General features: G+C 57.9%; 19 protein-coding genes. 14 read left to right on the top strand and 5 right to left on the bottom strand.

Features of this window, described 5'->3' with window-relative positions; all coding sequences use genetic code 11:
- Positions 1-290: 290 nt before the first annotated feature.
- Complete coding sequence (locus PJK54_RS01665) at positions 291-1,283, top strand: nucleoid-associated protein (protein ID WP_271302063.1); 993 nt, start codon at positions 291-293, stop codon at positions 1,281-1,283.
- A 106-nt stretch (positions 1,284-1,389) separates the two neighbouring features.
- Here PJK54_RS01665 and PJK54_RS01660 read toward each other — a convergent pair whose 3' ends face one another.
- On the bottom strand, positions 1,390-2,268 hold the full coding sequence (locus PJK54_RS01660; RefSeq protein ID WP_271302062.1) for an ABC transporter substrate-binding protein: 879 nt from the start codon (positions 2,266-2,268) through the stop codon (positions 1,390-1,392).
- 357 nt (positions 2,269-2,625) lie between these two features.
- Here PJK54_RS01660 and PJK54_RS01655 point away from each other — a divergent pair, with 357 nt between their 5' ends.
- The gene (locus tag PJK54_RS01655; protein ID WP_271302061.1) at positions 2,626-4,653 is read left to right on the top strand and encodes a TonB-dependent receptor domain-containing protein; all 2,028 of its coding nucleotides are present in this window, start codon (positions 2,626-2,628) and stop codon (positions 4,651-4,653) included.
- A gap of 123 nt (positions 4,654-4,776) precedes the next feature.
- Here the strand turns inward: PJK54_RS01655 and PJK54_RS01650 are convergent, their stop codons facing one another.
- Entirely contained in the window at positions 4,777-5,382 is a 606-nt protein-coding gene (locus PJK54_RS01650) for a short chain dehydrogenase (protein WP_271302060.1), read from the bottom strand.
- Between the two features lie 169 nt (positions 5,383-5,551).
- Between PJK54_RS01650 and PJK54_RS01645 the strand changes: the two genes are divergently transcribed.
- On the top strand, positions 5,552-6,442 hold the full coding sequence (locus PJK54_RS01645) for a LysR family transcriptional regulator (RefSeq protein ID WP_271302059.1): 891 nt from the start codon (positions 5,552-5,554) through the stop codon (positions 6,440-6,442).
- Between the two features lie 80 nt (positions 6,443-6,522).
- On the opposite strand, the gene PJK54_RS01640 is transcribed toward PJK54_RS01645, so the two are convergent.
- Both PJK54_RS01640 and gcvA read right to left on the bottom strand, forming a co-directional pair.
- Positions 6,523-6,975 carry a DUF417 family protein gene (locus PJK54_RS01640; protein WP_271302058.1) on the bottom strand — a complete coding sequence of 151 codons (453 nt, stop codon included), beginning with the start codon at positions 6,973-6,975 and terminating at the stop codon, positions 6,523-6,525.
- Positions 6,976-7,208: 233 nt separating this feature from the next.
- A complete protein-coding gene (gcvA, locus tag PJK54_RS01635; RefSeq protein WP_271302057.1) occupies positions 7,209-8,150 on the bottom strand; it encodes a transcriptional regulator GcvA in 942 nt (313 codons plus the stop codon).
- 203 nt (positions 8,151-8,353) lie between these two features.
- Here gcvA and PJK54_RS01630 point away from each other — a divergent pair, with 203 nt between their 5' ends.
- From PJK54_RS01630 to PJK54_RS01595, 8 genes are all read left to right on the top strand, one after another.
- On the top strand, positions 8,354-9,025 hold the full coding sequence (locus tag PJK54_RS01630) for a cupin domain-containing protein (protein WP_271302056.1): 672 nt from the start codon (positions 8,354-8,356) through the stop codon (positions 9,023-9,025).
- On the top strand, positions 9,022-10,134 hold the full coding sequence (locus tag PJK54_RS01625) for a flavin monoamine oxidase family protein (RefSeq protein ID WP_271302055.1): 1,113 nt from the start codon (positions 9,022-9,024) through the stop codon (positions 10,132-10,134). Before PJK54_RS01630 ends, PJK54_RS01625 begins: the two co-directional genes overlap by 4 nt.
- A gap of 104 nt (positions 10,135-10,238) precedes the next feature.
- Positions 10,239-10,625, top strand: a complete 387-nt coding sequence (locus PJK54_RS01620) for a DUF1360 domain-containing protein (RefSeq protein ID WP_271302054.1) — start codon at positions 10,239-10,241, stop codon at positions 10,623-10,625.
- Between the two features lie 347 nt (positions 10,626-10,972).
- Positions 10,973-11,425, top strand: a complete 453-nt coding sequence (locus PJK54_RS01615; RefSeq protein WP_271302053.1) for a carboxymuconolactone decarboxylase family protein — start codon at positions 10,973-10,975, stop codon at positions 11,423-11,425.
- A gap of 69 nt (positions 11,426-11,494) precedes the next feature.
- Entirely contained in the window at positions 11,495-11,731 is a 237-nt protein-coding gene (locus PJK54_RS01610; RefSeq protein WP_271302052.1) for a hypothetical protein, read from the top strand.
- Positions 11,732-11,798: 67 nt separating this feature from the next.
- Positions 11,799-12,923, top strand: a complete 1,125-nt coding sequence (locus PJK54_RS01605) for an ABC transporter substrate-binding protein (protein WP_271302051.1) — start codon at positions 11,799-11,801, stop codon at positions 12,921-12,923.
- On the top strand, positions 12,916-13,983 hold the full coding sequence (locus tag PJK54_RS01600) for a FecCD family ABC transporter permease (RefSeq protein ID WP_271302050.1): 1,068 nt from the start codon (positions 12,916-12,918) through the stop codon (positions 13,981-13,983). Before PJK54_RS01605 ends, PJK54_RS01600 begins: the two co-directional genes overlap by 8 nt.
- A complete protein-coding gene (locus PJK54_RS01595; RefSeq protein WP_271302049.1) occupies positions 13,977-14,726 on the top strand; it encodes an ABC transporter ATP-binding protein in 750 nt (249 codons plus the stop codon). Before PJK54_RS01600 ends, PJK54_RS01595 begins: the two co-directional genes overlap by 7 nt.
- Here PJK54_RS01595 and PJK54_RS01590 read toward each other — a convergent pair.
- On the bottom strand, positions 14,704-15,603 hold the full coding sequence (locus tag PJK54_RS01590; RefSeq protein ID WP_271302048.1) for a DMT family transporter: 900 nt from the start codon (positions 15,601-15,603) through the stop codon (positions 14,704-14,706). The genes PJK54_RS01595 and PJK54_RS01590 overlap by 23 nt on opposite strands.
- 969 nt (positions 15,604-16,572) lie before the next feature.
- Between PJK54_RS01590 and PJK54_RS01585 the strand changes: the two genes are divergently transcribed.
- The 3 genes from PJK54_RS01585 (at position 16,573) to PJK54_RS01575 (ending at position 19,962) form a co-directional block, all read left to right on the top strand.
- Complete coding sequence (locus tag PJK54_RS01585; RefSeq protein WP_271302047.1) at positions 16,573-17,118, top strand: hypothetical protein; 546 nt, start codon at positions 16,573-16,575, stop codon at positions 17,116-17,118.
- Positions 17,115-18,680: a DEAD/DEAH box helicase gene (locus PJK54_RS01580; RefSeq protein ID WP_271302046.1), complete on the top strand. Its 1,566-nt coding sequence runs from the start codon at positions 17,115-17,117 to the stop codon at positions 18,678-18,680. The genes PJK54_RS01585 and PJK54_RS01580 overlap by 4 nt, the downstream gene beginning before the upstream one ends.
- 334 nt (positions 18,681-19,014) lie before the next feature.
- On the top strand, positions 19,015-19,962 hold the full coding sequence (locus tag PJK54_RS01575) for a site-specific integrase (protein WP_271302045.1): 948 nt from the start codon (positions 19,015-19,017) through the stop codon (positions 19,960-19,962).
- The last annotated feature ends 150 nt before the right edge of the window (positions 19,963-20,112 follow it).

Genomic DNA, 20,112 nt, shown 5'->3' with positions numbered 1-20,112 from the left:
AGAGTGAACAGGTGATACTGAACGGGACGGCATTTGCCGTCCCGTTGTCATTGGTAAGCATTCGAATCGTCAGACAATACAGCTAGAGATAAAAAGATATCGAGAGTTGATTGAAGGATTACTGCAACTGGCAGCGGGCTAAAGCATTCACTACGGGTATTTCGATCGCTCCCCCCCCTTGGGAAACCTGATTATACTGCCCAGGCCTAGTTGACCACTACAGCCCTACCACTGCCGAATCGTGGCAGGTATCATCCCCAGCCCGTTCATCGCAGCCGAGGGAGGTTTCCATGCCGATCCTGCACAGCATCATTCACCGTATCGACAAGGGCAATAGCGAGACGCCGGCCCAGCTGGTGCCTGCCGCCACCGCCCTGCCGGCATCCGATGCACTGGAGGATCTGGTGTCCGGGCTCAATGATGCCTACCACGGCAAGGCTAAGAACTGGGGGCGTTTCAATGAAGACGCACCTGCCGCCTTCCCCACCGAGCTGGCGTCTTTCCTCGCAGGTGATACCGATTTCGCGAGCCTGACCCAGACGCTTGCCGGTCGACTCATGCCATTGATCGATGACAACCTCCCGACAGGCGGCCATCTGCTGGTGGTGGATCACCAACAGGGCGAGACGCGCCACCTGTTCATGGCGTTGCTGCACCATCGTGACGGCTTCGCGATCGACGAGTCTCTCGCGGTAACCCCCGCCCGACAGCTCAACATGACCCAAATGTCGCTGGCCGCACGACTGGATATCAGTCAGTGGCAAGGCAGCTCGACGTCTCACCCCTATCTATCCTGGGCGCGCGATCGCGGACGCACCAAGCTCGCCGAGGCCTTCGCCGAAACGCTGGGCGCACAGGAGCAGCGGGATGCCGGCCAGGAAACTCGCACCTTGCTCAAGGCCTTCAGCGACTATGTCGAGAAGGAAGACATGGCCGAGGAGGCCAGCCGCGAGAAAACTGATACCCTGGTCGACTACGCCACTGATCAGGCCAAGCTCGGCGAGCCGATCACGCTGGATCAGCTGTCAGAGCTGATCGATGAGGAGCATCCGCAGGCCTTCTACGATCACATTCGCAACAGTGACTATGGGCTGTCGCCGGAAATCCCGCCGGACAAGAAGACGCTCAACCAGTTCAAGCGTTTCACCGGGCGCGCCGCGGGCGTCTCGATCAGCTTTGATTCGCACCTGCTGGGCGACTCGGTGGAATACGATGAAGCCACTGACCGTCTGATCATCAAACAGGTCCCGACCGGTCTGCGCGATCAGCTGAAGCAGCGCTAAAGCCTCTGATCAGACAACATCGCCTGATGCACATCAGGCAGACACACGAAGGCCAGGCAGATGCCTGGCCTTCGTGTGTCTGACAAGAAACCGTGTGCCCCGGCCTTTACAGCCCTTCGAGAATTTCATTCATCTGAGCACGCACACTCTGCAAGCCATTGCCGGAGAGATACCAAAGCCCCGGGGATAGCACGGTGACACCAATGTCCGCGCCGCCAGCATCGGCCAGCGCGGCCTCAAGCACGTCAGCATCCATCGGGGTCTGGCCAATGGCAGCACTGCGATCAACCACATACAGTGCATCTGGCGCCATCTCAGCAATGTTCGCCCATGACAGCGGATAGAAGGTGCGCTCGCCACGGCTGACCGGCTCCACGGAATCCGGCAACGCCGGCTGTTCGATCTGCAGCAGCTCAGTCACTACCGGCTCGTTACGCAAAGCATAGCGACCGTCATTGTGAGTCACGACCAGCACTCGAAGATCGTTAACGAGCCCCTCCCGTGCCGTATCGATTGCAGACTCAAGCGCTGCAAGATGATCGTGCGCCTTTTCCTTAGCATGATATGGGGACGCCAGGCTCAGCACCTTGTCACTAAATGCTTCGAAGTAATTGCCTTCTTCGAGAGTGACATCACGCGTCTCCGCCACAGCCTTGAGCGCCTCAAGCGATCCAGACTGACGGCCGGTGACCAGAATCAGATCCGGCTTCAATCCCGCGATCGCCTCGACATCAGGCTCCTTGAGTCCGCCGACATCTGCTCGATCTTTGATCAGATGCGACACATAGGCGGGTGCAGACTGATGTGGAACCCCGACGAGATGCTCGGCCAAGCCCAGCTCATCCAGCGTATCGGCAGCGCCCCAGTCCAAACTCACGACGGAAGGGCCATGCTCTCCCCCGGCGACTTCGTGTGCCTGTGCACTCAAGGGTAAAGCAGCCAACAACAGAGTAGAGACAGATAAGGTGAGCCCAGCGACGTTCATCGATACCCCTTTTATTGAATAATAATTAATATCATTTGTGTTTACGATCCTAGCACGGCTATTTCCTCAAAATCATGCAACTGTGCGTTGCACAATCCGCAATTTACGATCAACTTCATGCCATTACCGAGGGTTGCGTAGAACGCAACCCTGACGACAAAGAAACACACCTAAACTAAAAAATACGAATGTTTATCATTTGTTTTCGTAAATATGAATAAAAGATCGACACTGTTGCGATGGTGCCTGTCGCATTCCCTACCCGAAGTCGACGTCAACAGAGCACTCAGTGGCCCACAACCCTAAAAACCTCGTGGCCCAATAACGACATAATCGCGATCTCAAGGATTCAGGAACATGACAGCCCCCGCACTCCCCTTTGCTCGACCAGCCTTGGCTATCGGTATCACCGCCGCGTGTCTACCTACTGGCGCACAGGCTGACGATTCCAGCCAGTTGGAACCGGTGGTGGTGACAGCTTCCGGCTACGAACAGGTGATCTCGGATGCCCCTGCCAGTATCTCGGTCATTACCGGCGAGCAGCTCAACAAGCAGTCGTACACGGACATCACCGATGCCATGGATAATGTGCCTGGCGTCTATGTTACGGGGGGTGGGAATTCTCAGGACATCAGTATTCGAGGGATGGACAACAGCTACACGCTTTACATGATCGATGGCCGCCCTCTCTCGGCTGGCCGCTCCGTCAATACCAATGGCAATGATGAAGGCAAGCAGATCGGCCTCCCCCCGATCTCGATGATCGAGCGAGTGGAAGTGATTCGCGGGCCGATGTCATCGCTGTACGGCTCACAAGCCATGGGCGGCGTCATCAACATCATCACAAAAAAAGTGGCGGATGATTGGTCGGGATCTATCACGACGGAATACACCCATTCGCTCAACGACATCAGCAATGACGGGCAGCAACTGAGCTTCTATACCAGCGGGCCGCTCATCGAAGGCTTGCTCGGTCTCAAGGTCCACGGAAACTGGACCGGTTATGAAGAAAGCGATTACCAGGGCGGTAGCGACAATGCTGAAAGCATGCCCGACAGCGACACACGTCAAGGAGGAGCCGAATTCACGCTGACCCCAGATGAGGATAATGCGTTCACGCTCGGCTATACCGCGTCCAAGAAGGAATATACCCACAATGCTGGCGTGAGTATCGCAGACGACTCCGAGACCAGTCGCTACCGCTACGACAAGGATGTCTACACCCTGGGTCACAAGGGAAGTTACGGCAGCTTCCTCACGGACACCTATCTGCAGCACGACATCTCGGAGAACGTGCTGGATTCCGATGACGAAAAGCGCGAAGAAGTCACCACGCTCAACAACCAGACTACATACTTCTGGGGCGACCATATGCTGACCTTCGGCGGTCAGTACAAATTCGAGCAGCTGACCGATGAGACCAATGGTCTACTGGCCTCAAATGTCCCGGGGGCTGTTGATAACGTCGATCGCTGGATTGCCGCGCTATTCGTTGAGATGGAATGGAGTCTCACCGAAGATCTCAACGTCACCACCGGAATCCGCTACGACGACGATGAACTGTTTGGGGGCCACCTCTCGCCACGCGTCTACGCCAACTACCATCTTGACCCGCAATGGACACTCAAGGGCGGGGTCTCTACGGGCTACAGCCAGCCGAGTCTTTCCTCGGCGACAGAGGGCTTTGGACGTCGAACTGGCCAGGGCAGTGCCATCATCATCGGCAACGAGGAGCTGGCCCCGGAAACCAGCACCAACTACGAGCTGGGCACCGTCTTCCAGAACCAGTCAGGGACGCTCAGTGCCGGTGCTACCCTGTTCTACACCCAGTTCAAGGACAAGATCTCTGAAGATCGCCTCTGCCAAGGCCCGGATGCAGGTTTCTCAGATCCCGCCTTCCGCGAGTGCAGCTATGCCGGCACTGACTACTATTTCGTCAGCACCTATCGCAACATCGACGAAGCCGTCATGCAGGGGATCGAGCTGTCACTGGACTATGCCATCACTCCTAGCGTGAACCTGAGTTCCAGTTACACCTACACCGACTCCGAGCAAAAAAGTGGTGAGTTCAAGGGCGAGCCCTTGAACAAGGTCCCGGAACATATGCTCAACGTCGGGCTGGACTGGCAAGCGACTTACGACCTGAACCTGTGGGCACAGGGGAACTACCGTGGCGAAACCAGTGATTACCTGTCACGTACCAGCATGAGCGAAGGCACGCCCAGCTATACCTTCTTCGATGTAGGTGTCGTCTATGCCTTGAACGAGAACGCTCGCGTCAAGGCTGGCCTCTACAATATCGCTGACAAGGAAGTCACCAATGACACCTACGGCGTGGTGCTGGATGGCCGACGGTTGAACCTTGGGCTGACCATGGACTTCTGACCCTCGACCAGATCCATTCATGCTTACGCAACAAGGGGAGCCGAGGCTCCCCTTGTTGCGTTTCAGTTCCGAGCATCAATGCAGTTCACCAGTCACGATGACAGGTGCCTTTATCAGCCCCCATCAGGCATCCACAAAGATCACTTCTCCAGTGATGAACCCATCGACGGAGCGCTCGAACGCCTTGCCGACCAATGCGCTCGGCACTGGCTGGAAGCCCGGCATCATCTCGCCATACACCTCCCAGGCCTCTTCCAGCACGGTGGGATTGATGGCGTTGATGCGAATGCCACGCGGTAGTTCGTAGGCAACGCATTTGACGAAGGTATCGATCGCACCGCTGGTGGTGGCGTCCGCGATCGCCATGGGTATCGGCTTCACGTTGAGAATACCGCTGATCAGAGTGAATGAACCGCCCTCGGCAATGTAGCGCTGACCGACCCGAACGAGATTGATCTGGCCCATCATCTTGCTCATCACGGTGGTCATCCACTGGGATTCACTCATCTCGTCAAATGTCGCGTACTCGCAGTAGCCGACAGTATTGACTACCGCATCAAAGTGCCCGACCTGCTCGTAGAGATTGATGATCGACTGCTCATCCGTGATATCGACGATATGATCGACCTCCCCGGAACGCCCTGCAGTGATCACCTTGTGGTTTTTCAGTCCGCTCAGTGCCGCTTGCCCCATCTTGCCCAGTGCACCTATCACGATGACGGTTTTCATATTGCGCTTCCCCTGTGGTTGAAAGGTGGTGTGTCTTTCGAGTTCGCACAGTGTAGAAAGGCAAAAATACAAACAGAAACAATCGTTTCGTGTAGATGATACAAGCTATATTGGTATCACTGACACGACAGCGCGGCAGTTCTGATGCACTGATCTCACGAGGCACACCATGGCAAAGCTGGAACGATTGGACATCAAGCAACTGCGCGTCTTTCAGGCGTTGCTTCGCGAGCAGAATGCTTCCAGGGCCGCAGGACAGTTGGGGCTGACACAACAGGCAGTGAGCGAACAACTCAAGAAGCTGCGCGATATCTTTGGCGACCGCCTGTTCCTGCGCAAGACGCACGGCCTGGTACCGACGCCTCTTGCGCAATCACTGGCACCCAAGGTCGACGGGATCCTCCTCGAGCTACAGAGGTTGCTCACTCCACAGGAGTTTGACCCGGCAGCCGTGCAGGGCACCTTCGTCATTTCCGCCACCGACTACGCGCAGCAGATCGTGCTGCCAGCCCTGCTGGCCGAACTACGTCGCGAAGCCCCGGAACTCAAGATCGTGGTGAGAGACTTCGAGATCGATACTCTGCATGCCTTGATGGAGAGCAATCACGTCAACCTCGCCATCGCCTTTCCCGATTATCTTCCAGAGTCCTACCCCAGCCGGCACCTCTTCTCCGATCGTCATGTGTGCATGACCTCGAAGCACTCCTCGATCGCTGATCAATCCGTGGCACTTGCGGACATTGCCCGCCATCCGAACATCATTGCCTCGCCCTCACGCCCAAACCTGAAGGGCTCGCTGGATGACTGGTTCAAGGCGCAGGGCCTTGCCCGCAATATCGCGATCTCCGCCCCCTGCTTCTCGGTCGTCCCTGCTTACTTGGAAGCCACAGATTCAGTAGCGTTTCTCCCTGCCAGAGCGATCACTGGAGGTGAGCTGGTAGAGCTGGCACTCGAAGCGTTACCGGAGCCCTTTGATGTCACCGCCGCCTGGCACCCTCGCTATAACGACGACCCGCTGCATCAGTGGGTCGTGACCCAGCTCATTAATGTGACTGGCTGATGACCCGCCAGGCCAGACGTGAGCCAAGCAAAAAGCGCCCGGCAATATTGCCGGGCGCCTTGAGGCTTAATAGAGAGAAATCACTCAGCGTTGATCGGTCGATTTCTTTCCACCATGCTGACGGAAATTGCCAGGAAGAGAATGTCCTTCACCAGGAAGAAGTTGGCGACCAGTACGCCATCCGTGACCTTCCAGACATCAGGTGTCGTGAACAGAAAGCTCAGGGTGGACAGGAAGATGATGCTGCCGGCAATCCCTGCATAGTAGCCCACCTGGCGATACTTCAGTCCGACGATCATGGCGATCGCCACCAGTATCTCTGACAGCCCGACTAGATTGGAAACCATCTGGACTGACATCACGTCATACAACCAGCTCATGGCAAAGTGATTGGCCACCAGCGGCTCGATCAATCCCGCCTCCGTGGGCGTAAACTTGTAGATACCCAGCCACAAGAGCAGGAGCACTACGCCAAATACACCGACGTAGTAACCATAACGTCCCTGATTCACTGCCTGAGAACCCTGCTGCATACTGATATCTCCAATTGCATCACTTCGTGATAGAAGTCGATTAAGTATTCCGACAAGGCTGTCAGGTCAGCGTGTTGCACGGGCTGCTCATGACATCTCGCGTTCGATGCAGGGAGATACGGGTTTGCTATTCAACCGGATGCAGTAAAAAAGGGATTATCACTTTTCCTTTTCATCAGAGGACTCAGGGACCTTACATACTCCTCCAGACTTGCTTTTGACCGCAAAGCCACTCACAACGCTGGCGCCGAGGGTATTCGGCAACTGAGCCCGGCTTCTTCCAGCAACCATTCCCGGAATGCCTGTACCTTGGCCACATGAGTGACCTCGGGTCGGTGGATCACGTAATAAGCCAGGGAAGAGGCACACATCACCTCATCAAACAGCCTGATCAGACGCCCCGATACAATGTCATCGTGAACCATGACACCACGTGCCAACGCAATGCCCTGACCATCGATCGCGGCCTGCAGCACTGCGGCAGAGTTGTTGATCTGCAGACCACGCGATGAATCGGCATCAGTGAGGCCAGCCTTCCTGAACCAGCCGCCCCACGAGGGAAAGCCGTCATAGCCTTCCATGGACAAATCATGGATCAGGGTCTCGTCCAGAAGTGCTGCGGGACTTTGCAGGCGATGAGGGTCACGCAACAATTGTGGCGAGCAGACGGGATAGACTGCTTCATGCATCAGCTCCTGCGCCACCACGCCCTTCCACTTGCCTGGCCCGTAGCGTACCCCGATATCCACCCGCTCCCGCGAGAAATCGATCGGCTTGTGGTTGGTGTCCAGATGCACATCAATGTCCGGCCACGCCGCCTGAAAACGATGCAGTCGCGGCAGTAGCCATTTGGCGGCAAAGGCGGGACTGACCGTCACTGTCAGCACGCTACGCCGAGTGCCATCCTTGAGGCGCTCCACCCCGAGTGACAGCTTCTCGAACCCGGCGCGGATGTCCGGCAACGCCTGCTCTGCAAGCTCTGTCGGGACAAGGCGTGTCTTGCCGCTGTTGGCACGATGAAACAGCGAGTCACCCAGCCACTCCTCCAATCCCCGCACAAGTTGGCCGACAGCGGCAGGAGTCACGTGCAGTTCCTCTGCCGCAGCGGCAAAGCTCTTGTGGCGGGCGCTCGCTTCGAAGGCACGCAAGGCATTCAGATGGTTGGGTGATGTCATGGCGATAAAGTTTTTCTTTCCCTACTGCCTAGTTAATCTCGTTTGTTGAATGGGCAACCAGCTTCCAGAATACCCGCAATCACCGATCGTGACACCTTGCCGGTATGTGTCCAGTCCTGCTCATGCCATGACGCTCGAGTGTGATGACCGCCAGACATTGAAAAAGATTTTCTTCCCCTTTCGCCTACGTGGAGATGCTCTACATGCGCCTCAATGCCGACTTCTCACAACGTGCCAGCATCACACCCGATCACTACCAGTGGGTTCCGTCCCCCGAGGGAGGCGTCGAACGCATGATGCTGGATCGTATCGGGGAGGAGAAGGCACGGGCCACCAGCCTGGTCCGATATGCACCAGACTCCCACTTTTCAGCGCATGAGCATCCACAAGGCGAAGAGATTCTCGTGCTGTCCGGCACCTTCACGGAAAATGGCTCGCTCCACTTTCCTGCAGGCTGGTACCTGCGCAACCCGCCAGATTCGCGACACACTCCCAGCAGCACCGACGGCTGCGTGATCTTCGTCAAGCTGCGACAGATGCCGTCCGAGGAGCATGAGGCAGTACGCATCAACACGCGGGATCCGGCCAACTGGCATGAGCAAAATGGCCGGGAGATCTGCCCACTGTATACCAGTGCCACCGAGCAGGTGAGTCTGCAGCGCTTGGCGCCACATGCCGAGCTCCCGCTGATGACAAACACTGGCGGTGCCGAACTTCTCGTGTTGGAGGGCTGCCTGCACCCGGGGCACGGGGCCTGCCCTGCTGGCAGCTGGCTGCGTTTGCCACCCAGCGAACCGCTGATGCTTTCCGCCGGTACACAGGGGGTGACCTTCTACCTCAAGACAGGCCATCTGGCCATTCAGGAGACGCCATGAGTCAGCACTCATCAAGAGTCATCATCATTGGTGCCGGACTTGCAGGCCTGTATGCGGCCTGGCTGCTGGAACGCCGAGGCATGCGGGACTACCTCGTGCTGGAGGCTCAGTCAGCCCCGGGAGGAAGGATCGCGTCCCTGCAGCCAGCAGGCGTCGACACCGGTACGAGTCGGCGCCTGGACCTGGGGCCGACCTGGTTCTGGCCTGAGCATCAGCGCGAGATGGAACAGCTGATACAGACACTGGACCTGGAGTGCTTTGCACAACAAACGGCAGGCGCCAGCCTCCTCGAGCGCGCCACGGACAAGAAACCTCTGCGCACCGCTGGCATCAGGGATTCGCTGACCGCCATGCGTATGGTGGGAGGAATGGAGGCGCTGATCGAGCGACTGCGTCGCGATATTCCCGCGGACAAGGTATTGACTGGGAAGGTCGTCCGTCACCTCGAGCGCTTGCCAGACGGGATTGCGCTGAGCGCAGAGGATGGCAGCGGACATCGCATGAACTATGAGGTGGAGCAGGTCTTGTTGGCTGTTCCGCCACGCCAGGCACTCCAGCATATCCAATTCACGCCGGCACTCCCGAGCGCCTTGACGACACAGTGGCAGCAGACCGCGACCTGGATGGCTCCCCATGCCAAGTATCTCGCGGTCTACGATCGTCCTTTCTGGCGCGAGACCGGCTTGTCCGGTACCGCACGCAGCGCACGTGGCCCGATGGTGGAGATTCACGATGCCAGTCCAATGGAAGGCTTAGGTGCACTCTTCGGATTCGTGGGAGTACCGGCTGGTTACCGACGTCAGATCACGCCGGAGGCATTACGTCAGCACTGCCGCGCACAGCTGGGTCGCCTGTTTGGCCCTCAGGCGGCCAGCCCCCAAAGCGATGTCCTCAAGGACTGGGCTACCTCCCCATTCATCGCGAGCCCGGCAGACCTGGAAGACGTGGCATCCCATGTCTCGGTCCCGCCACCGGAAGCGAATGATGGTCCATGGCATCAACACCTGTTCGGCATTGCCAGTGAATGGTCGCCGCAATTCCCGGGCCACCTCGCGGGCGCCATCGATGCTGCCACCCAAGGTGTCAACCGGATGCTGACCGCACGCTAGACGGAAGGCTGAGAGATAACCAGACACCCGCATCGACAGACATTGAGCACGACCCACTCACTTTTCCTCACTCGTCAGTTTGACGAAGACACACAAGGATCCACATGACTACCGTATTTTCCCCCGAGACGCTGAACGCGCTATGGACCTGCTTGGTGATGGCCCTGGCGGCCAGCAGTATCGCGATCTCGATCACCCAGGGTGAGCTGTTCGCACCGTTGCGTCAGTACGCACAACGCTTTGGCCACATGATCGGCCACCTCTTCCAATGCTTCTTCTGCATCAGCCACTGGGTGGTCTTCGCTGGCATGGTGTTCTATCACCCGACCCTGACGAATAGCGGCTTCGTCCTGGTGGACTGGATCCTGGCCGGATTCTTCACCTTGACGCTCTCCACCCTGGTGAGTGGCTTGCTGTTCAAGGTGCTGTTGACCGGCATGGCGAAGAAAGTACGCGACAAGGAAGTAAAGGAAATCTTCGCGGCCAAATGACCACCGGGTCATGCCCCTGACCACATCGCACCAACTGACCTGCGCAGCTAGGCAATCCATTTCAGAGCTAACACGTGGCGATGCTCCTACTGCATCGCCCATCTCCGCATATTGCCACTTACCACCATCATTGCCGCACCTTGCGACAGGCACCACTACGACGTGGGTGCGTCACGGGGCATGGCTTTTTTCTAGACACAGGAAGCCCCATGTCACAGTCAAACTCCTTCCCGCAATCAAGCACCACCCTATCCTCCTCCCCCTCCCTGGCGGCAGGTCTTAAGACAAAACCACGTGTCACTCCTTGGCAAGACGGCGATGCCGTCCCTGCTGACCTGCTGGAAAGCATGCAAGCACGCCGCCCCAACCGAGAGCTGATCGGGATCGATCGCTATCTGCTCAAGAGTGTGCCCCTGGCCACGGGCTGGAATGGGCTGCTAGGCCGTGTTCGCAAGGACTTCACGCTCAGTCTGGAATATCGCGAGTTGATCATGTGTCGCGTAGCTGTGCTCAATCGGGCCGAGTTTGAATGGCAAGTACACCAACCCGCCTACCTGGAGGCCGGCGGCACACAGGAAAAATGTGATGCGCTGCGTGAGGAAGGCATTTCATCTCGTTTCAATGAAGAAGAACGTGCATTGCTGGCGTTGACAGATCAATCAACCCGCCAGGTGGAAGTCGATGGCGCCATCATCGAGACACTCAAGACCCTGTTCGGTGAACAGCAGACTGTTGAAGCCGTCGCCACGGTTGCCGCCTACAACATGGTCTCTCGCTTCCTGGTGGCCTTGGCCATCTGAGGGGACTGCTGACACAAAACGTTCAGAAAGCAGCGCTCGTCGTCTGAGGAGCCATCCCCGTGGTGTAAGGTGCTGCTGACCGCTATTTTCTCTCCCCCTTCTTCCGCCTTCGTCGGCCCCAGACAACGTCGCTTGCTGGGGCCGGTGCCGTTGGCCGACACCATCACACAATGTCGTTGCCTCTTGGAGTACCAGGTAACGGCACTGACGAAAAATCGAGACAACAGGGCCCATATCGACGCTCATTGGGAATTACTTCATAATCGCAACGCTGATGATAATGATATGCAACTGCTGATGATGTGAGCTCCTGTGTAAAAGTCAACATCTCCCCATCGCTGGCGTTGCCCCTCCACTTCTCAACGAGCACAACATGAAGCCCTTTCTCACCACCGCCGCCTGCGGGTTGTTACTCGCGGTAAGCAACAGCGTCTCTGCCGAAGTCATCACCCTGACCGATATCGCCGGCCGGCAAGTCACCCTCGACACCCCGGTCGAGCGCATGATTCTGGGCGAAGGTCGCCAAGTCTATCTGCTGGGCGCACTGGAGCCCGAGGCTCCTTTCGACAAGGTAGTAGGCTGGCGTGAGGACTTCTCTCAGGCGGATCCGGACAACTATGCCCACTATGCCGAGCGCTTCCCCGAACTCGAGAAGATTCCGACCTTCGGCGGCTTCAAGGATGGCACCTTCGATGTCGAGCAGGCAGCAGCCCTGAAGCCGGATGTGGTGCTGATGAATCTGGAAGCGCGTCAGGCAACCGAGGACGCAGCCTATGACGACAAGCTGGCACAGCTGGACATCCCGATCGTCTATGTCGACTTCCGCGAGGATCCACTCGAGAACACCACGCCGTCGATGCGCCTGATGGGCCAGTTGCTGGGCAAGGAAGACAAGGCGGAGGCGTTCATCGCCTACACCGAAGAGCAGATGGCACGCGTCACCGATGTCATCGCGAAGCAAGACCCACAGCGCCCTGACGTCTTCATTGACCGCGCCGGCGGTTACTCCGACGACTGCTGCATGAGTTTCGGGCCGGGCAACTTCGGTGAATACGTCGATCTGGCCGGCGGCCACAACATTGCCGAAGGCATCATTCCTTCCACCTTTGGCACCCTGAATCCCGAGCAGATCATCGCTGCCAATCCTGAACATGTCGTCGTGACAGGGGGAAGCTGGGATGCCTATGTGCCGGGCGGTAAATGGGTCGGTGTCGGCCCGGGGGCCGATCAGGATCTCGCTCGCGAGAAGCTTCAAGCTCTTACCCAGCGCACCGCCATGACGGGCATTCAAGCCGTCGACGATGCCAACTTCCACGCCATCTGGCATCAGTTCTACAACAGCCCCTACTACTTCGTGGCAATTCAGAAGATGGCCAAGTGGTTCCACCCGGAGCTGTTTGCCGATCTTGACCCGGAAGCCACCATGCAGGAGCTGCACGAACGCTTCCTGCCCGTGGACTACGCACCTGGCTACTGGGTATCGCTGAAAGATGAATGATGTCACCTCTTCCGCTCCCCTCTCGCAAGGGGGGAGCCACTACCGCGCCTCGGTGGTCAAACGACAACTGATTCTGGTGTCACTGGGCGTGGCACTGTTCCTGAGTCTGTGTCTGGACCTGTCGCTCGGTCCGGCACGCTTCCCTCTCGACGAGGTCATCGCGGCACTGATCTCACCGGACTCCGTCAGTAATCAGGTGCGTGTCATCCTGTGGGAAATCCGCATGCCCGTCGCCCTGATGGCGCTGGTGGTCGGTGCCAGCCTGTCGGTGGCAGGCGCCCAGATGCAGACCATCCTGAGCAACCCCCTAGCGAGCCCCTTCACTCTGGGCATCTCGGCAGGCGCAAGCTTTGGTGCAGCATTGGGACTCGCCTTCGGTGTCGCGATCATCCCGGCGGCCCTCGACTATGTCGTGCCGATCAATGCGTTCGTCATGGCCATGATCACGGCCTTCTTCATCCACGCCTTGAGCATGAAGCGTGGCGTGACGATCGAGACCATCGTGCTGCTCGGCATTGCCATGGTCTTCATCTTCAATTCATTGATGGCCCTGATCCAGTTCTTCGCCAGCCAACAGGCCGTAGCCGCCGTGGTCTTCTGGACCATGGGCAGCCTGACCAAGGCCACCTGGCCCAAGTTCTGGGTCTCGCTCGGCGTTCTGACGATCGTGCTGCCGCTGCTGGCGCGTCATGGCTGGGCACTGACGGCTATGCGCCTGGGGGATACCAAGGCGGAAAGCATGGGGGTCAAGCCCAAGGCGCTGCGTCTGGAAGTGCTGGTACTGGTCTCGCTACTGGCTGCCATCGCCGTGGCCTTCGTCGGCACCATCGGCTTCATCGGTCTGGTCGGTCCACATATCGCGCGACTGCTGCTGGGGGAAGATCAACGCTTCTTCGTGCCTGGCTCTGCCCTGTGCGGGGCACTGATTCTCTCGATCGGCTCGGTGCTGTCGAAGATCATCCTGCCAGGCACGGTGATCCCGATCGGCATCATCACCTCATTGGTCGGCATCCCCTTCTTCCTGTTCCTCATCCTGCGACAGAAGTCATCCTCATGGTAACGCTCACGCTTGATCGCTTGTCCGCCCACTATGGTCGCCGCCAGATTCTGGCGGAGGTCACGACGCCCTGCTTTGAAGGGGGCCAGGTGGTGGCCTTGCTGGGGCCCAACGCCGCCGGCAAGTCGACCTTGTTCCGGCGCATCCTCGGGTTGATCGACGGCGGTGGGGAGGCACGCGTCGAGGGCGCGACTCATCAGCGCCCCATCGGCTACATGCCACAGGACACCGGCGTCAATGCCGTGTTGACGGTCTATGAATCGGTACTACTGGCGCGCATGCAGGGGCGCAGCCTGAAGGTTCAGCCTGAGGACATGGCAGAGGTAGAGCGTGCACTGGACGATCTGGGAATCAGCGCGCTGGGCGAGCGGGACATCAGTGATCTGAGTGGAGGCCAGCGCCAATTGGTGGGGGCCGCCCAGGCGCTGGTGCAGTCACCCGAGATTCTGCTGCTGGATGAGCCAACCTCCGCACTGGATCTGCATCGCCAGCTGCAGCTGTTGACCATTCTGCGCCGCCTCGCCCGCGAGCGAGGCATGCTGATCATTGCCGCCTTGCACGACCTGGGCCAGGCATTGCGCTTCACGGACCAGGCCATGCTGCTTCAGAACGGCCGCCTCATCGCCAGCGGCCCGACCGCTGAGGTGGTCACCCCGGAGCGACTGCGTGAGGTCTATCGCGTGGCTGCCCGCATCGAGCCCTGCTCCCAGGGGCAGCCACAGCTCATCGTCGAAGAGGCCATCTGATCTGACGCCCTTCGAAGGCGGCCAGCCCTGCTCCTGCCAGCATCAGGGGCAGGGCAAACAGGAAGCCACTCGAGATGGGGGCATGGAAGATCAGCAGGTCCGCCAGAATCGGCCAGAGCAACGCGACATACTCGAAGGGTGCCAGGCGGGACGCCTCAGCGTAACGCAATGCCAGTGTCATGCAGATATGCGCGGCCCCCCCGAACAATCCCGACAGCACCAACAGTCCCAACGCCTCCTGGGAAAGCGGCGCCCACCCCATCGGTAGCGTCGCTAGGCCTGCCAAGGCCGAGACCAGGATGAAGTAGAAGGCGATCGCCCCGGCCGTCTCGGTACGCGAGATACGCCTCACCGTCAGCAACGCGCCAGTCGTCAGCAGTGCCGAGAGTACCCCCAGCACGTAGCCGGTCACATTGCCGGTACTGCTCTCGAGGTTCAGCGACGGCAGAATCAATACCAATACCCCCGCCAAGGCCAGTCCCAGCGCCAACGCCCGTTGCCGACTGAACCGCTCCCCCAGCAAGACCACACCACCCACGGCCATCATGACCGGCGTCAGCTGCGCCAGCAGGGTCGCCTCCGAAATGGGCAGCAAGGCAACCGCCGCAAAGGAGGCAAACATCGCGGCCGCACCAAAACCGGAGCGCAGCAGATGCCCTCCCGGTCGACGGGTCGCCAGACCACGCGGGAACTCCTTGCGCCACATCATGAAGATCATGATCGGAATCAAGGCAAAGGCCGAACGAAAGAACACCGTCTGCCCTACTTCCACCGCCTCGCTGACCGCCTTCACACACACCATCATGCCGGTGAACAACACACCGGACAGCAATCTGAGAACAATTCCGGCCAAAGGCCGATCCGCCAACTCCGTCATGACTGTCGATTCGCTACGCGGCTGAAAGAAAGGCAGCATTCTCCCGATTCCCTCGACGGAATGCCATGGCAACGTGCCACGCCAGAGGCGAATTTTAGCGGTATTGAGGCTACTCCAGAGCGAACGCTCCTTTTCCACCGTTTTCTTTCTCAGCCCTACCACGGATTAGAGAGAAATTGCTCATGACGCTGTCACATGGCCGCTCTCCCCTCATCGTGGTCACACTGCTTAGCAGTCGACAAGTCATCTCGCTAGCCAAGGCAGATCAATGGTTCTCGGACACTCAACATTCTCCAATGCCTCTGACGAAATGAAGTAGCGCACGAAACGAACCGACGGGTGATATTTACGGCCTCTCATTCATCTGCTAGATTTGGTTTATCGAGGCAAAATCCTCGGTCGGGTTTGGCGACTCGAATACCTCTAGGCGCATCAGCGCCCCAGACCATGACAGGCGCTTTTTTTGTGTCTGCCATGCGTTATGGCGGTCGTGCGTGGGAGACCTCCGGGTCTGCCGGTTTCCTAGAGTGCCGGTTCGCCAACCCGTGTACGGCCGCCCCCATCACTGTTTGGCGACAGCGGGTGCGGCTCCTCAACTCTAGGAGCTTCAACCATGGTCATTCAGACTACGGCATCTCCGCGTAGCCCCGATCTGCCTACCCCCTATGGCGGCTATCCCGATCCCCCTTCCCAAGACTGTCGCGCACGCGTCGTTGGCGACTGCAGCGAGGTGCTGTCATGACCTCGAATTCTTCTCACACCACACCAACACCCTCATCTACTCCTCTTGCGCCCTCTGCTACGGGCAAGGCAATAGCCGAGTCTTCCCAGACGCCTGGGACTTCGGTGTCACACGACTCGTCATCTACCGTCACCTCAGAGAGCCAGCGTCGCTCTCCTCCCCCTCACACCTCGAGCACTCCCACATTCCAAGATTCCTCGACTGCCGCAGCTTATCGGCGAGGACAGTTGATCAAACAGCACTTCCAGAAGTGGCTTAAAGCCTTGAAGGATAAACCGACTCATTTCACGAAAGTCAGCTGCCGCAACGAGCTGATGAAACATCCAGAGTTGGCGGGCTATAAACCCATTATTGTCCTGCAGCGTGTCGGTGACTTGATCGATCGCCTGGTCATTGATGGTCACGTTGTACAATCCGACACCATCGGCAAGCGTCGCCGTGTCTATCAACTCATCGATAGCACTTCGGAGCGCTCACCGGATATCCCACTGCCGAGCAATCGACAGGAACTGCCCACGTCGAAAACCGACAGCACATCGCACCTACCGCTCGATGCAGCACTGCAGGAACAACGTCGAGCCTTGAAAAAATCCATGCGGGCCGCGAGGGCGGAAGCCGAGCACCTCTATCAATTGGCAAAGGACTATCCGGAGGCGAAACCCGACATCGCTCCACTTCAGGAGGATGCAATTCAGCGCGCTTGCGAACTCCAGGGACAACTGGCTGCCGTGCTGGCGCTCTCTGCAAAACGCCATGCTGGAGGTGCCTCATGACACCGCGTCAGATCAATCGATTACTGCCCTCTCTGACAAGCCCAACACTCAGAGCCTGGCAAGCGCGTTGTATTGAGACAGCGCTTCAACGGCTTTCGGATCAGCGGCCCCATTTCCTGTGCCAGGCCACCCCGGGTGCGGGCAAGATGCTGATGGCCGCCGTCCTGGCTGAGGAGCTGATTCTCAACGGGAGCATTGATCACCTCATCTATCTCGGCCCCACCTCTGCCGTGGTGGAGCGTGCACGCGAGACGTTTTCGCAAATTCTGGGGCGGCCCATGCAGGGCAGGCTGGGGGACATCGGTATCGCGCTGACCTATCAAGCGCTCAGCTTCCGCCTGGAGGACCTCAAGCAACTCTGTCGCCAAGGGCGTGTACTGCTGGTCTGGGACGAAAGCCACCATGCCGCCGGCGCGACAGCGTGCGCCGCAAAAAACACCTACACCAGCTCGGCAGCCACCGGCGCCAATCAATGGGGATTGGCGCTCTTGGCATTGGAGCGCGATGTTCGCTTTACGCTCGCCTTGTCAGGCACTCCTTGGCGCACTGATGGCAGTTGCCTTCCGATGCTGCGTTATATGGCACCGAGCCATGAAGACGCCTCAGCGTCCGAGCCATCGGTGCCAACCCTGCCATCGGCGGACAGTGACCGCCTCGCGCTGATCCCAGACTTCACTTATCCCCTGCGTGATGCCATCCAAGATGATGTCTGCCGTACTCCCCAGATCTATTTAATAGATAACGACGACATACGTCTGGTGGCTGAGAAGCAGGCGCAGCACGAGACACTGTATTACCAAAGCATCCCGGCCTTGCTGCGTCACCCAGGGGTGCATTACGCCGCCTTGCTGCGTCACCCCGGACCTCAGCAGCATTTGCTGGACGTCAGCTGCCAACGCTTGCGACAGCTTCAGGAGAAAGACCCGACCGCCGCAGGATTGGTGGTGGCATCCAACATTTCTCATGCAGAAGACATCGCTGATTGTCTGAAACAGATGGGACAGACGGTGTGCCTAGTAACCAGCCAGACGGAAGGAGCGCACGCACAACTTGAGGCGTTTCGCTACGGCCATACCTCGTGGATTGTCTCCGTCAACATGGTCAGTGAAGGGATCGACATTCCCCGCCTGCAAGTATGTTGCTACCTCAGCCACGTCAGAACCGAGCAGTATTTTCGCCAGGTACTGGGCCGAATCATTCGGCGTCGACATGCACAGGATGATGCGTGCTATTTCTATGCGCTCAACGAAAGCACATTACGGCACTACGCCTACCGGCTTTTTGACGACTTGCCCGACGAGCATGCTGCGATCCAACTGGATCCCTTCTCTTCCCTGACACTACCCGCCCCAAACGTCTATCCAGCCAATGATTCGATAGGCTCCAACAATCCTGGCACAAGCGGAGAACTACCCACGATTGAAATGAATGGCGCGCTACATGCTCAGGCCCCCATGAGTGAGTGTGTGAGCCTGTCAGAGGAAATACGAGAGATAACTCTCGATCTGGCAAATGATGTGGCGTTCTCCAACGCCTTCTTGGCGCGCCTGGTATCGCTCTGACCACAGGCAGCGATTCGGCTGCACCGCCTGCACGACCAGGCAGATGATTTCACTTTTCTTCAACCCCATCCCAGATATAACACTCACATATCATGCACTTGCTAGTGGTATCCCTCCAATAACCCTAAGCATGCGTGACTCTCGACTCTCCATGCTTTCTGAGGCATGCATTTCGGGTTGGCTGATTTACGAAGGGTGATAGCGTGAAATTGGTTGGCCGCCTCACAAGCGCATGTCGGCCATCATTCCAACTTTTCGACATCGATGGAGATCCCTCATGGTGTCCAGACCACCGACAGGCATCCACCCGCCTCAAAGACGGAGACATCAGGCAATGCAAGTGATCCCCTATCAGGGAAACCAGGACTCTCTGCCGGGACTTTGCCTGACGGTCTCGGCACGAAAGCTGATCATGGCAAGCCTTGCACCGAGTACCATCCGAGCCTTCCAAAGCGACATACGGATGTTTCTCAGACGTGGCGGCACCCTCCCCAGCACCGACACGGAGATTGCCAACTACCTCACCCGGTGTTTCGAGGACGGTTATAAACCGAATACGCTCAAGCGACAGCTGTGCTCGTTACGGCGTTGGCACCTTGTCATGAATTGCCCCACCCTGGGCAATGAGCAAATGATCAAGGGGGTCATGCGCGGCTGTGCACGCCTCAATGAAGTGCCGGTGAAACGTGCACCAGCCTTGATGCGAGACGATCTGCATCAGCTGCTGAATAGCCTGAATTTGAGCGAGTTGCGAGATCTGCGCGACGCCGCCATGTTCTGCCTGACGTTCTATGGAGCATTTCGTTACAGCGAAGTCCTCAACCTTCGTGTCGAGCACCTCACATGGGATACACGAGGCGTGTTGGTCAGGCTCTCCCGCAGCAAGACCAATCAAGAAGGACGTCATGAAGTCAAAGCTATTCACCATGCGGATACCTCGCTCCCCTACTGCCCCGTCAATCTCCTGTATCGCTGGCTGAAAGCCGCCCATATCCAGAGAGGTGCGGTATTTCGCAGCGTCTCGCTGGGCGGCAGGCCAGGAGGCTCGAAACTCTCTCGAACTGCTTTTCAGAATGCGTTGATCAGGGGGCTTGAGCGGTCAAACCTGGCTTCACGCGGATTCAGCACACATAGCATGCGTGCTGGCCTGATCACTGAAGCTCATCTGCGGGGGAAGAGCCTGGAGCAGATACAACGCGTGACAGGTCACAGGCATCTCAGCACCTTGACGGAGTACATTCGGGTCGCAGACCCTTTCGAAAACAGCGCCAACGACTTTTGATAAACATGAGCAATGCATTAACGTTCAATAATCGATGAATTGACAAAAGCAATCGCTCGAGGGCTCGTAATACAAAATACCTACCAAGTTTGACGCCAAGAATCCCTAATGCTCTCGAAACGGTCGATTTTGACGGTTAAAAGATACCTT

The sequence above is a fragment of the Cobetia sp. MMG027 genome, assembly GCF_027947415.1.
GTDB classification, from domain to species: Bacteria; Pseudomonadota; Gammaproteobacteria; order Pseudomonadales; family Halomonadaceae; genus Cobetia; species Cobetia marina.
The sequence above is the reverse complement of the archived record's forward strand: the minus strand, read 5'-3'. Positions and strand labels throughout refer to the sequence as shown.